Source organism: Neoalteromonas facilis (genome assembly GCF_002807665.1).
GTDB classification, from domain to species: Bacteria; Pseudomonadota; Gammaproteobacteria; order Enterobacterales; family Alteromonadaceae; genus Alteromonas_E; species Alteromonas_E facilis.
Window position 1 is genome coordinate 278,411 of sequence record NZ_PEAY01000001.1, and the last position, 13,606, is coordinate 292,016.

The following is a 13,606-nucleotide window of genomic DNA, read 5'->3' on the forward strand; positions in this document are numbered from 1 at the left end:
TAACCGGTATGTGTGATTGACGGTTAACGAAAAAAGATGTTTTTTAACTGAACCCGGCGTAACCACAGCAGGACCACTAAAACAGCCGCGTATAGTAATGGTTCATAAATGTCTGATTTTACAGACCAATAAAAGTGGATAATGACTAACGGCGCAGCCACATATATGCAGTTATGAATGAGCTGCCAGCGTTTTTTAAGTGCTCTTTGTGAACGCTTAAAAGACGTTACCGCCAACGCCAGTAAAATAATCCAAGCGGCCATACCGACAGTAATAAAAGGTCGTTTTATAATTTCTTCACCAATAAGACGCCATTCAAATTGTAATTCAAAAAAAGCAAAGCTCATGAGATGTAACGATGCAAAGAAGAATGCATACAGCCCTAAGAGCCTTCGAAATTGGATCAAGGCAGCCATTTTAAGGCGCCGTGCCATTGGCGATAATGTTAAGCACAATAACAACGTATTGACGGCTGAGATCCCTGTAAAGTGAAGCAGAGCATCAACAGGATCACCGCTGATCTGATCGGTTATTGCCAAATACAATATATTACTTAGCAGGCCTATGCATAACGTGTGTATGACAACCTTGATTAATAAAATGGCTTTAGGGCTTATTTTTATCGGGGAATTAACCCACGCATTTGAAAGCATTTACTCGTGCCTCAATAGAACTGCCTTAAATCCATATTCGAATAGAGAGGGGCAACGTCTTCATAGCCGTTAAACAATTGCGTATCGATACGCTCTTGCGAAAATAAACCGCCGCGCGTTATGCGACGCTCTCTGGCTTGACTCCAGCGTGGATGATCAACCTGTGGATTGACGTTCGCATAAAACCCATATTCCTGAGGTGCTAAACGGTTCCAAGTCGTAGGTGGCATAAAGTCAGTTAAAGATATACGTACAATCGATTTAATACTTTTGAAACCGTACTTCCAAGGCACGACGAGCCTTATTGGTGCACCATTTTGTGGTGGTAGGGTTTTACCGTAAACACCGACCGATAGTAATGTCAGAGGATGTAGTGCTTCATCCAGTCTCAAGCCTTCGACATAGGGGTAGTCAACACCACCGCCGACAAAACGACTGCGTTGTCCGGGCATTTGCTCGGGATCGTATAGCGTTTGAAAGGATACAAACTTGGCCTTACTTAGCGGTTTGGCTTGAGCAATGATTTTGCCTAGTTCAAAGCCTATCCAGGGGATCACCATAGACCAGGCTTCAACACAGCGGAAACGATAGATGCGCTCTTGTAGTGGAAAGCGTTTAAAGAGATCGTCGTAACTGAGTGTAATAGGGGACTCTACTAAACCATCAATGCGCAGTGACCACGGCTCTACCTTAAAAGCCTGAGCATTTTCTACTGGATCCCCTTTACCCGTACCAAACTCATAGAAGTTGTTATAACTGGTAGCTTTTCGCTCTGGTGTCAGTTCATCTACTGCGCGATAGTTTGGGTTTTGTTCATATTCCAACGCTCTGGTTTTGAATGTAGTGGATTCTTCGTCATCGAACCAGCCCATACCATGGGCCGATTGTGTTAATAAACTACCAGCGCCAATGAAGCCTAAACCTTTCAGAATATTGCGGCGATCATGATAGATGCTTTCATCGGTTACGTCATTTTCGGTAACGGCATTTTTGTCCGTTTTTTTGATCAGCATAGGAATTAAACATGATGGTTTTGTACTTATACTCAGATTGACCGCATATTGACTATATTTATTTCACCATGCTTTTTACAACGACAACGTATCATGAGTACCACCGCGCTTGGGCACAAACATATTGGAATACAGTCGAGAGGCAAATTCATCCGTCATGCCACTGATATAATCGGCCAATATTCGATAGCCGAGATCTTTTTCTTGTGCTTCAAGCCAACGCTTTTTGGTGTTGTCTGGGAGTAGCCGCTCAGGATCCGACGCAAAGGCTTGAAACAACTCCATGACTGTTTGTTGGCCTTTATATTCGAGTAATTGTATTTCTGGTTTTTGTATCACTTTGAGATAAACAAACTGTTTAAATAAACCAAGTGCTTTCGCGTACTGGCTTGGCATCCTCGCATTGAAGTCTAACAGCGGTTCTTTAAACAGGTTTTGTTTGTCTAGTGTGATAGCAGTAATAAATAAATTCACCAACGCCCCAATCGCATTTTTTCGTTCATAATGCTGATGGCTAAACAGTTTCTGAGTCAGAACTTCAAAACAATCTGATAGTCCGGGGACTTCTAATGCGATGACCTTTTCATGCATAAATTCAGTAAAATCATTTTCATTGACCATACCCATAACGATTGCATCCTCAAGATCATGTACGCCGTAGGCAATATCATCAGCCAGTTCCATGATCGAACAATCCAACGATTTATATTGTGTCTTACCATGACGATGTTGGCTCTTATCATAGGCAGAGGCCGACATAAAAGTACTTTTGTCTGCGTCACTAATCGGTGCTAATAACCAATCAAATATATCCTTATCACAGTCAAATAACCCTTTAGGAGGGTGCCACTCATTGGCTTGTACAGTGCGAAGGTTTTGACTGTCAGAAATCGTGTGTTTTTGGGGTACGCGTAACGCCGATAAAAAGTTGGGGTACTTCACTAGCCCAAGTACGGTACGTCTTGAGAGGTTCATGCCATGAAATTCAGTATAGGGCTCCAACTGAGTAACAATTCTGAAAGTTTGGCCATTTCCTTCGAATCCACCATGTGAATTCATCATGTAATTTAAGGCTATTTCACCGCCATGACCAAAAGGGGGGTGACCGATATCGTGGGCAAGGCATAAGGCTTCTATTAAGTGACTGTCTAGCCCTAGTGACTGTGCTTCATTAGGGTACTTGAAACTTAGTTGCGCACAAATACCAACACCTATTTGCGCAGCTTCGAGAGAATGTGTGAGGCGCGTACGATAGAAGTCACTTAACCCGACACCTAAGACTTGTGTTTTCGCTTGTAATCGGCGAAAGGCTGCTGAATGTAATATTCTAGCTTTGTCTCTTTGGAACGGGCTACGGTGGTCCCCATCTCTGTTTTCAACTCTGGGCAGACGACGCTCGTGCCAAACCCCGTTTGTAATAGCGTGATTGTCTGTCAATTGAATTCCTTAGCTTTCATATAGCAGGATAGTGTCAGAATAATAGACCTTATAAGGCTGGGCAATTGTTTATTGAATGAAAGTTAACCCTGGGTTTGGCTGTATGACAACCACATTGATGACGAGAAAGAATACTTTTAGGGTTCGCAAACTATTTGAAACAGCAGCGTTTGGATTTTTGCTGGCTACCGCATAAACATGGATCATTTCGACCTATTTTTACCTTTCCAGAAGCGGGGAGAATGTCACCATCTACATAAAACCATTCTTCGTCTTGTTTTACGAACCTTGACTTCTCTGCGAGACAATAGGCATGCGCTTTGTCTTTATAAAATGCGCGAAAGGACACATAGCCGTACTCAGGAGACAGCTCGGAATCCGTTATCTCTAATGTAAGCCATAGGGTGTTGGTGTTGTCTGCGCCAAGTTCCTCAGGAGATATTGAGGGGCGCGTTGAGGCTACGTAGGTCTCTAAGATGTAATCATACTGTTTAACCGCATAAGCGGTATAACGGGAGCGCATAAGGGCTTCTGGTGTGGTGGCCTTTGCCTGTTTGCTTATTAATGGTTCACAGCATGCTGAAAAAGTATTGCCTGAACCGCAAGGGCACGCACTTTGTTTACTCGGAAAGTTCATCAACACTGACTAGGCATTTATCTTTGAATGTTTTTAGAAAAAATTCCACTTCAGGCATGGTATCAACATAGTCTGCTAACATCGCCTCGAGTCGCTTTTTAACGTGGTGAAACTCTCGGTTGCCGAAGGCAATTTCGTCACAGGCTTTAAGGTAAGCTGCGATCAGGTCCGCAGCTTTTACGATACGCTTGTACTCAGGATCCACTGCCGATTGCACAATTAAAGGCTTGAATTGTGCCTGTAATGCTTCGGGTAATGTTTCTAAGCACTCTAATTCGGCTATCTCTTCTAGCTTTTTGAATTCTTTGGTTAATTCTGGATTATGGTATTTGGTAACGTGATTTATGTCTTGCAGCTTGGTTTCTGAAATTTCGTGGTACAAGGCGACGGTCACAGCTTTTTCTGGGCTTATGTCACCATTGAAATAGTGGTTTTTGATCACCGCTAATAGGTGAGTAATCACAGCGACCTGATGGGAATGCTCGGCTACATTTTCATTCTTAACGGAATGCATTAGCGCCCACCGTTTGATCAGTGGCATACGCAATATCCATGCGAGAAAGGTACTTTGTTTCACTACTATTACCCTTGCTTGTAATAACTGAAGAAGTTAGCAATTTTATCTAATGCGAGGCTTAATTCATCGATATGCGGTAAAAAGACTAAGCGGAAATAAACACCTTCGTTTAAATTAAATGCACGCCCATGCACCAGCAAAATTTTCTCATTGTCTAGCAGATCCATGATCATTTGTTCGTCATTGGTGATAGCAAACTTTTCATGATCGACTTTGGCAAAACAGTACATCGCACCTTCAGGGGCAACGCAGGTAACGCCATCTATTGCATTGAGCTTTTCTACTGCGAGATCGCGCTGGATCTTTAGACGGCCGGTATCGTGGATCAATTCATTAATACTCTGGTAACCGCCCAGTGCCGTTTGTATCGCATGTTGACACGGCACATTGGCACACATGCGCATAGAGGACAATATGGTCAAGCCTTCAATATATTCACGTGCAGCAAGCTTATTGCCACTGACGATCAACCAACCAGCGCGAAAGCCCGCGACACGATAATTTTTAGATAGTCCACTGAAGGTACAAATGACTAAATCATCAGCCATTGCTGCAATGCAATGATGCTGAGCTCCGTCATACAATATTTTGTCGTAAATCTCATCACTGAAAATGACAAGCTTGTGCTTACGTGCCAGTTCAATTATGGATTGTAAAAGCGCTTTGTCATAAACCGCGCCTGTAGGATTGTTGGGGTTGATCAGTACAATGGCTCGGGTGCGCTCATTTATTTTACTTTCGATATCATTAAGGTCGGGAAACCATTGATTGCTTTCATCACAGCGATAATGAACCGGCGTACCTGAGGAGAGGCTAACGGCTGCTGTCCAAAGCGGATAATCGGGCGAGGGGAGTAACACTTCATCCCCAGTGTTCAGCAAGGCTTGCATCGACATCATGATCATCTCACTGACACCATTGCCTATAAACACGTCCTCGATAGCCGTATTTTTTATCCCTTTGGATTGGTAATACTGCATGACCGCTACGCGAGCGGCGTATATTCCAGTTGAATCAGAATAGCCTTGCGCATTGGGCAAATTGCGGATCACGTCTTTTAGGATATCATCAGGTGCTTCAAAGCCAAACGGGGCTGGATTACCGATATTCAATTTAAGGATCCGATGCCCTTCGTCCTCGAGCTTTCGAGCTCGTTCTGCTATAGGTCCACGAATGTCATAACAAACATTATCTAACTTACGTGATTTTCCGACTTTATTCATGTGATAACCGCCCTTAACTCAGGTGTACAGAGTAATACAGGCAAGTGGGTAGTGTTAAGTGAATATTCGATAAAGCCAGTAAAAAACCGTTACATTTTTCAACTTGTGTAGATTTTAAACAATACTAGACTGACATATGAGCATAGTTAAATGAGAAGTAGATATGCCATTACCACTTTTATGGATAGGCGCCGGTGCTGCGGCTTTGTATGCTGGCACTAAATTAACGCGAGAAATGCAAGTCAGCAAGGGTCACATTAACCACTTTCCGGGGGAGTGTGCTCAGTTGGTCACGCCACAAAATGGCGCAGTTGTGTGCTGCGGGATCTATGAAGTGTTTCAGCATACCGGCATTTGGGTCGATAACCAGATTGTTGAATTGCGCGGGAATGGATTGATCCGTGCGATTTCACCTGAAAGGTTTCTCCATGATCGCAGTGGTAATCGTATATATGTAGCCTGCGATCACTCGCGCTCTGCATTGTCTTCGGACGTAGTGGCAAAACGCGCGATAGACCGAGTTTTTGATTACTCTGAATACGATTTAATTGAGAATAATTGTCACCGGTTTACCCACCATTGCGTGTCAGGACGAGATGAACCGGTAACCCGTTTTGCCGAACTCAATGAGAAGTTATGCGAACTGTATGGCACAACCCTCTATTGGCAACCTGCAGATATTTAATTCATTTTTTTATCGCTACATAGCAATTCACTGATCTTCCTCTATACTTTTGTTAACAGAATGTGAACTTTCCTGCTTGGTAGGTTCGTATTTTGATAGTACAAGTGTTCGTATGCATAAAATTTATGCAGTTCGATAGAATTCATAAGGAATTTACTATGTCGCAACATTTCAAAGAAACGCCCCAAAATGCCATTACAGAAAGTAAGATAGCGCGTGTTATACCGTGTAAAGAATTGGATGTTGGTGATCCGATCAAGTGGCTATCGCTGGGATTACGTGATTTCTTTAGAACGCCTGGGTTGAGTGTGTTTTATGGGGTGATATTCGCCATCATTCCGTGGTTTATTGCCTATCTCGTTCAATTAACGGGTTGGCATTTGATTATTTTGCCGGCCATCGTGTGTTTCATGTTGATTGGACCCTTTCTGGCCGCTGGGTTATATGACGTCAGTTGGGAATTGGAGAAGGGCCACAAACCCTCATTGCGTCACTCGTTGCGCGCGATCTCACGTAACGCAGTAAATGAATGGGGGTTTGGCATTCTGTTGCTGGTTATGATGATTTTCTGGTTAAGAGTTGCAGCTCTCATTCACGCCCTGTATCCACCTTACCTCGATACGACGTTAGAGAATTTGTTACCGTTTTTAGCCCTTGGTACTGTTGTCGGTGCGGGTTTTACTATGTTGGTATTTTTCATCAGCGCATTTACTCAGCCTATTTTGATGGAACGTAAAGTTGATATCGCTACTGCAGTGCTGACCAGTATGAATGCGGTGTGGGTCAATAAAGTCCCCATGTTTATTTGGGGCGGCATTATATTTTCGGCGGTTGCGTTGGGATTTGTGACAGGTTTCGTCGGCTTTATCTTTTTGATGCCACTGATTGGTTATGCTAGTTGGCATGCCTACATTGACGCAATTGAAACGAAAGTCGAACGGAAATACGAATAACAGAAATCGACATTAAAAAAGCCTGGCGTTGCCAGGCTTTTTTATTAGGCCGCTACCCAGCGGCTAATGTATTCGCGACACTGCCGCCAGAGTCGTGCGTAATGGAAACGCATTTTAAGTAATAGTACATACGCTAGTGGTACCAATACTAGGCTGGTCAATGTTGAAAAGATCAGGCCACCGATAATGGCTATGGCCATAGGTGAATATGGAGGGCCGTCACCGCCGATACGCGTAGTGCCAAACGCAAGTGGAACCAGACCAAGCACAGTTGTTGCCACTGTCATGAGAATCGGGCGAACTCGAGAGCTACACCCCTCAACAACCGCATCAAACAGCTCATTGCCTTGCTTTAACAGCTGGTTAATCCTATCTACCAATACGATACCGTTGTTCACCACAATTCCCATTAAGATCAGCATACCGATCATGCCCATGACGGACATCGGTGTGCCGGTGACAAAGAATGCCCAGAACACACCGGTAAATGAGAACAACAACGACGTTATTACCGCAGTTGGAAGGAGTAGCGATTCAAACAAGGCTGCCATCACGATGTATATCATGCATACCGCTAGCAACATATTCATTTGCATAACGGCAGCCGCTTCATCCTGACGATTAAAGGCACCATCAAAAGTCCAACGGTATCCCGTAGGGAAGGTGAGGTGATCCATCACTTGTGTTATGCGGTCGCGCGCTTGTTCTATCGTTAAGCCATCTTCAAGATTAGCCCCAATGGTTAATGCGGTTTGTCTGTAACTGCGACTGATCTGAGATTGTTGTTGCTTAACACTGATATCAGCGACTTGATCAAGCGTTATTTGTCGCGTGCCATCACGGCGGATAACCAGACCTTTAAGCAGACTAAGAGAATTTTGCAGATCTTCACCGTACATCAAACGAATATCGATCTCGCCAGAAGGATCATGTCGGAAAGTTCTCAGTGGTGAGCCGCGCAATGCAGTGCCTACGATATCGGCAATTTCACCAGTACTTAAACCCGCTTTAAACGCTTGTTCACGATCTACACGTACTTGAAGCTCTTCTCGCATTGAGCCAGTATCTGCACGCACGTCAGACAATCCCTCAATCGCATTCAGTACCGGCACCACTTGCTCGGCCAACGTCAGTAAACGCTCTGAGGATTCGCCGAGTAGGGTTAATCTCACACCACCACCGTTATCCGTGTCCCATTGGAAGGAGGGACGTGCGCGCACAAATTGCGGCATTCCTTCGCGGATCTGTTTTTTTAATTCGCTGACAGAAATCGGCAAGTCATCATTCAGCGTAATGCCAGAAACTGCATGGCCCGGATTATAGTAGGTATAAACCTGTTTAATATGGAAGGCTTCTTTATTTGCATAAAGGTATTCTTCCATTTTATTCACCGTCTTTTCGACTTCTTCAAGGCGATAATTCGTTTGAATGTGGTAGTTTAACCAGATCCTTTCTTGGTTATTATTGCCTTCACCATCTTGTGTCACAAACTGCATTGGGATCGCAGTACTGACCAATAATAAAATGGCCACTAATGACGCTTTACCTGGGTTGGTTAACGTCCATGATAACGTACGACGATAAAACGCTAACGCCTTGCCCGGTTTGTTCTCGCTGACGGCTTTCGGCACATGTTTAATTTTACTCGCTAATAGTGGGATCAACGTCTGTGCGATAAGCAACGATGCAAACAATGAAATACAAATGGCGATTGCGACATGCTCTAAAAATACGGTTACATCAATTTTGACACCGACGATATTAGGCAAAAATACAATGGCCGTAGTGGTCGTACCCGCGATAACCGCTAAACTGACTTTGCCTACGCCTTTTTCCGTCGCTTTGGTTGTGTCAGATTCGTTGGCTTTTTCTTGAAATATGCTTTCTGTTACTACTACGGCATTATCGACTAGCATCCCGACGGCCAACATGAGTCCCATCAATGACAAGATGTTTAAGGAATAGCCAAATAGGTACATCATGCCAAGGGTAATGCAAATTGAAAAAGGCACAGACAACACAACAACCAATGTGGTCGTGATTTGTCGAAGAAATACAAACAATATTGCGATTGAGAGGGCGGCACCTAACAAGCCGGCGGCGATCAAATCACTTAATGATTCTGTTACGCTGGTAGCAACGTCGTCCATCACAAAAAGGCTGATACCATTGAAGGCGGGATCCGTTTTCGCTTTCTCAATAACTTTCATTACGCGTTCGGATACTTCAACTAAATTACTACCGGATTCACGGTAGATATTGAAGCCAACCGCATAAGTACGATCGAGGTGACGGCCTTCATTTCGTTCTGGGGTTTCGTAACCAACAGTCGCTATATCACTAAGACGAACGCCGTTGTCCACCATCAAGTTGCGAATATCGTCAAGGTTACGAAAATCACCTTGCGGCATGAGCGTTATTTTTTGTCCATTGTCGTAAAAATGCCCTGCATTAATTGAAAAGTTCGCGTTCTGCAAGGTTTCAGACAATTGGGTAGGATTCACATCGAGTGAAGCGACACGTTCTGGATCAATGCGAATAACAATGTGTTTCTTTAATACGCCATACAGCTCTACTTTAGACACACCCTGAACCCGTTCGATCGGCCTCTTTAGGTTGCGATCAAGCAAATCGTAAGCGTTTGACAAATCGCGTTCACTGGATACACGCAATTGGAAAATCGGCATATCGTTGGTGTTGAATTTAAAGACCAAAATGCGTTCTACATCGTCAGGCAGCAAATGACGAATTGCGTCAATCTTTTCCCGAGCCTCAATGCTTTTTGCTTTAATGTTTTCATCCCAAGCAAATTCCATAAAGATTTCAGCGCGATCTTCAAAACTGTTCGCAAACATTCGTTTTATGCCCGACATAGTCGCTACGGCCTCTTCAACCGGGCGTGTGATCATACGTTCAGTCTGGGCCGGTGTTGAATCCGGGTAGGGGATTTGTATCACCATTTGCGGGATGTCGATGCCAGGAAATTTTTCCAGTGGTAAAAGACGCCCGGCAATAATGCCAAATACCAGTAAAGTGAAGAATGTCATGCATACCGTTACAGGGCGGCGCATGGCAAACCTCGCCAATGCCGCGCCGGCTGATTCGAACTTATCCATAGATAGGCTCCTCATTCAGTGACGCTTGTGCTTGGTTTTGCTTTACTGGTTTATCAAAGTGCTTGCGCTCAAACAAGCTGTACATGATAGGCAGTAATAGCAACGTTAATACAGAAGAGAACAGTAAACCGAAGATGACGGTGATCGCCATTGGTGTGCGTACTTCCGCACCTTCACCCATGCCTAGCGCCATTGGCAGTAAGCCGAGGATTGTGGTTAACGTCGTCATTACAATTGGGCGCAAACGCTGCATTGCCGCATCCGTAATCGCTTGTGTTTTCTCTGTACCCGCTTCACGTAACTGATTAATGCGGTCGATAAGGACAATCGCATTGTTCACTACGATACCGGCGAGCATAATTAAACCAATAAATACCACCACACTGACGGTTGTATTGGTTAGCCACAGACCATAGATTGAGCCAGCCGCAGCGAGTGGTACTGCCATAAGGATTAGTAGCGGTTGGAACAATGATTCAAATTGACACGCCATGACTAAATAGACCAAAAATACGGCGAGTGCTAATGCCAGCTGCAAACTGGTAAAACTGGCTTGCATATCTTCGTTTTGGCCTGCAATTCGCGCTGTAAGGCCAACCGGCAAAGTGTAATCATCTAAAATCGTTTGTGCCGCATTAACGCCTTGTTTTACATCTCCAAACGCCAGGTTAGCGCTGATCACAGCAACACGTTGTTGACCAATACGGGTGATCTCGCTTGGACCGGTTTCCATGTGTAAGTTTGCTACAGCGCTCAGTGGGCTAGGCTGCTCAGAATCTGGATTAACAATTATATTGCCGATATCAGTGAGGTTGTCACGTTGCTGCTCAGCCGTTCTAACCAATACATCAACCTTGCGGTCTTCAATGGTGTATTGAGTGGCTATATCGCCACCGACTTTAGAGGCAATAAGTTCAGAAACGTTGGCTGCATCTAGTCCTAATTGATTCAATCGCGCATGATTAAAATCGATAGCGAGTTCCGGATTACCAGGACGCAACGATGTATTAATGTCAGTGAAGCGTTCATTTTGGCTAAATGCCTCCATAAGGGCTTTAGCGTGACGTTGCAAGGTTGCTAAGTCGTAACCATTTAACTCAATTTGAATAGGCGCAGCAAAGCTGAACAATTCTGGAAAGGCAAAGTTGGTGGTTAGACCTGGTAGTTTATTCGCGTAACTGCGAATTGCATCCATTGCTGCCACTACGTCACCTTCTTGTGAGCCAGCGTTCATGACGACATTGATTTTACCCCAGTGATCACCGCCTTGGCTGGGTGAGGCTGATACCAAGCTACCGGTTCCAGCTAATGAATAGGTACGTTCAACGGTATCGAGCGTTTTGGCATACTCGGCAATATTCGTTAGTGTTTTGTCTGTCGAGTCTAGTTTGGTACCTGCAGGGAGGTTAATCTCTACGAAAAACTCGTTTTGTGCCATACGCGGTATCAATTCCATACCTAAGCGAGGAATGAGTAATATGGCGCTTAGTGCGAAAATAACGATAGCGGAGAACGTCGCGATCCTCGCGTGCAACGCCATTTTTAACAGCACTGCATAGATTTTTTGTAATCCGTTAAAGCCAATATTAAATACAGCGACAAAAGGTTTAAAGCACCAATATAGGCCTTTACTGATTAAACGCCATAGTAACAATACCGCTGCCATGATGGCGCCAGGTAATATAACAAAGCAAAGTTTGCCAACTAAAGAGAATGGTAAGCCCAAATAGCCTACTACTTTTCTCCAACCTGTACGCACGGTTTTTTCCTGCTTAGATTGGTCAAATGTCTGCTCAAACTCAAGCGGTTTATTTTGCGTTCTGCTTGCCAACATTGGAATCAATGTTAACGCAACAACTAAAGAAGCGAGTAGGGCGAAGGTTACGGTTAGCGCTTGGTCACTGAACAGTTGACCGGCGATCCCTTCAACAAAGACTAACGGAAAAAATACGGCCATTGTGGTGAGCGTCGATGCAGTAATAGCACTAGCAACTTGCTTAGTTCCATCCGTGGCGGCTTCAACATTATTGGCACCATTACGTTTTTTACGGTCAATATTTTCCAGAACCACAATACTGTTATCGACTAAAAGCCCGATTGCCAATGCTATTCCACCCAGGCTCATTATATTGAGCGAAATATCGTTTCCGTACATGAGGTTGAAAGTAGCAATGATCGATACAGGAATTGAAATAGATATGATCAAGGTTGGCCAAAATGAACGCAGGAACAAATAAATGATCAGCATGGCGAGTATACCGCCGATCAGCCCCGCTGATTTAACGTCATTAATGGCTTGCGAGATAAATTCACTTTGGTCATAAACTTTGGCAATGGAATATGAACTGGGTAGTTGTTTCTCAATCGATGCCAAAGCACTCTCAACCCGTTCTGCCACAGCGACGCTGTTCGCATCGCCTTCTTTGTATATGGCTATTTCGCTGCCTTGCAGGCCATTGAATCGCGTAGCCGAGTCTTGCTCTTTATAGGCTTGTCTGACGGTGGCGATATCGCCCAAACGTATATTGCGCCCATCTCGTGTTGCAATAAACAGATCTGCTATTTCGTCAATCGACTCGAACTGATTCACGGTGCGCACGAGGAAAGCCTGTGCACCGTCGTTGATGCGGCCACCGGCAGTGTTAACATTTTCGCGACGTAGCCTTTCTACAACAGTACTGAGAGAAATATCTAATTGGCTGGCACGGGTCTGATCAACCTGAATGTGGACTTCATCTTCTAGACCTCCGCCAACACGCACGGAAGCAACACCTTCGATGGATTCAAGACGGCGTTTAATTTGCTCTTCGGCATAGATACGCAACCCTTTTAGCTGGTTGGTTGACGCTTGCTGAGCGGTTTCTTTAAAGCCTAAGCCAAGCTTTATAATCGGGTCTAAACTGGGGTTGAAACGCAACAGGCGCGGCTTGTCGATATCCAATGGCAAGCGCAGCACGTCAAGCTTTTCGCGGACTTCCAGACTTGCGAAATCCATATCAGTGCCCCAGTTAAATTCAATTACTACATCTGATTGCTCAGGGCGCGAAGTACTGGTGATTTTGCGGATCCCCTTTACAACACCGATACTTTCTTCGATGGGTTTAGATACCAACTGCTCAACTTCTACAGGCGCTGCACCGTCATAATCGGTTCTAACCGTCAGTGTTGGATATGATAATTCTGGTAACAGGCTCACAGAGAGGCGAGACAAAGACACCATGCCGAATAACAATACTGCAAAGGTGAACATGCTGATCGCGACCGGACGTTTAACCGCTAAATCGACTATTTTCATAACTGATCCTTAGGTGT

At 44.5% G+C, this 13,606-nt stretch carries 10 protein-coding genes; 2 read left to right on the plus strand and 8 right to left on the minus strand.

What is annotated here, in order from left to right; translation table 11 throughout:
* Window positions 1-23: 23 nt before the first annotated feature.
* The 6 genes from msrQ to CSH93_RS01255 all read right to left on the minus strand — a co-directional run bounded on the left by msrQ (window position 24) and on the right by CSH93_RS01255 (window position 5,540).
* Complete coding sequence (gene msrQ / locus CSH93_RS01230; RefSeq protein ID WP_100641131.1) at window positions 24-653, minus strand: protein-methionine-sulfoxide reductase heme-binding subunit MsrQ; 630 nt, start codon at window positions 651-653, stop codon at window positions 24-26.
* An 11-nt stretch (window positions 654-664) separates the two neighbouring features.
* The gene (msrP, locus tag CSH93_RS01235; protein ID WP_100641133.1) at window positions 665-1,666 is read right to left on the minus strand and encodes a protein-methionine-sulfoxide reductase catalytic subunit MsrP; all 1,002 of its coding nucleotides are present in this window, start codon (window positions 1,664-1,666) and stop codon (window positions 665-667) included.
* A gap of 75 nt (window positions 1,667-1,741) precedes the next feature.
* Window positions 1,742-3,103, minus strand: a complete 1,362-nt coding sequence (locus CSH93_RS01240; RefSeq protein WP_420807231.1) for an anti-phage deoxyguanosine triphosphatase — start codon at window positions 3,101-3,103, stop codon at window positions 1,742-1,744.
* A gap of 151 nt (window positions 3,104-3,254) precedes the next feature.
* Window positions 3,255-3,740, minus strand: coding sequence for a YchJ family protein (locus tag CSH93_RS01245; RefSeq protein WP_100641135.1), 486 nt, complete (start codon window positions 3,738-3,740; stop codon window positions 3,255-3,257).
* Window positions 3,724-4,317: a 5'-deoxynucleotidase gene (yfbR, locus tag CSH93_RS01250; protein WP_100641137.1), complete on the minus strand. Its 594-nt coding sequence runs from the start codon at window positions 4,315-4,317 to the stop codon at window positions 3,724-3,726. Before yfbR ends, CSH93_RS01245 begins: the two co-directional genes overlap by 17 nt.
* Window positions 4,318-4,322: 5 nt before the next feature.
* Window positions 4,323-5,540, minus strand: a complete 1,218-nt coding sequence (locus tag CSH93_RS01255) for a pyridoxal phosphate-dependent aminotransferase (protein ID WP_100641139.1) — start codon at window positions 5,538-5,540, stop codon at window positions 4,323-4,325.
* Between the two features lie 163 nt (window positions 5,541-5,703).
* On the opposite strand from CSH93_RS01255, the gene CSH93_RS01260 reads away from it, so the two are divergent.
* A complete protein-coding gene (locus CSH93_RS01260) occupies window positions 5,704-6,225 on the plus strand; it encodes a C40 family peptidase (protein ID WP_100641141.1) in 522 nt (173 codons plus the stop codon).
* A gap of 158 nt (window positions 6,226-6,383) precedes the next feature.
* Window positions 6,384-7,178 (plus strand): DUF2189 domain-containing protein, encoded by a 795-nt coding sequence (locus CSH93_RS01265; RefSeq protein ID WP_100641143.1) that lies wholly within the window; start codon window positions 6,384-6,386, stop codon window positions 7,176-7,178.
* A gap of 44 nt (window positions 7,179-7,222) precedes the next feature.
* On the opposite strand, the gene CSH93_RS01270 is transcribed toward CSH93_RS01265, so the two are convergent.
* Together CSH93_RS01270 and CSH93_RS01275 are read right to left on the minus strand one after the other, a co-directional pair.
* Window positions 7,223-10,294, minus strand: coding sequence for an efflux RND transporter permease subunit (locus CSH93_RS01270; RefSeq protein WP_100641145.1), 3,072 nt, complete (start codon window positions 10,292-10,294; stop codon window positions 7,223-7,225).
* Entirely contained in the window at window positions 10,287-13,589 is a 3,303-nt protein-coding gene (locus CSH93_RS01275; RefSeq protein ID WP_100641147.1) for an efflux RND transporter permease subunit, read from the minus strand. Before CSH93_RS01275 ends, CSH93_RS01270 begins: the two co-directional genes overlap by 8 nt.
* Window positions 13,590-13,606 lie beyond the last annotated feature (17 nt).

Bases quoted from the DNA above. Each gene is read 5' to 3' on its own strand.
- msrQ (WP_100641131.1), bottom strand. From the start codon at position 653: ATGCTTTCAAATGCGTGGGTTAATTCCCCGATAAAAATAAGCCCTAAA.
- msrP (WP_100641133.1), bottom strand. From the start codon at position 1,666: ATGCTGATCAAAAAAACGGACAAAAATGCCGTTACCGAAAATGACGTA.
- CSH93_RS01245 (WP_100641135.1), bottom strand. From the start codon at position 3,740: ATGAACTTTCCGAGTAAACAAAGTGCGTGCCCTTGCGGTTCAGGCAAT.
- CSH93_RS01255 (WP_100641139.1), bottom strand. From the start codon at position 5,540: ATGAATAAAGTCGGAAAATCACGTAAGTTAGATAATGTTTGTTATGAC.
- CSH93_RS01260 (WP_100641141.1), top strand. From the start codon at position 5,704: ATGCCATTACCACTTTTATGGATAGGCGCCGGTGCTGCGGCTTTGTAT.
- CSH93_RS01265 (WP_100641143.1), top strand. From the start codon at position 6,384: ATGTCGCAACATTTCAAAGAAACGCCCCAAAATGCCATTACAGAAAGT.
- CSH93_RS01270 (WP_100641145.1), bottom strand. From the start codon at position 10,294: ATGGATAAGTTCGAATCAGCCGGCGCGGCATTGGCGAGGTTTGCCATG.
- CSH93_RS01275 (WP_100641147.1), bottom strand. From the start codon at position 13,589: ATGAAAATAGTCGATTTAGCGGTTAAACGTCCGGTCGCGATCAGCATG.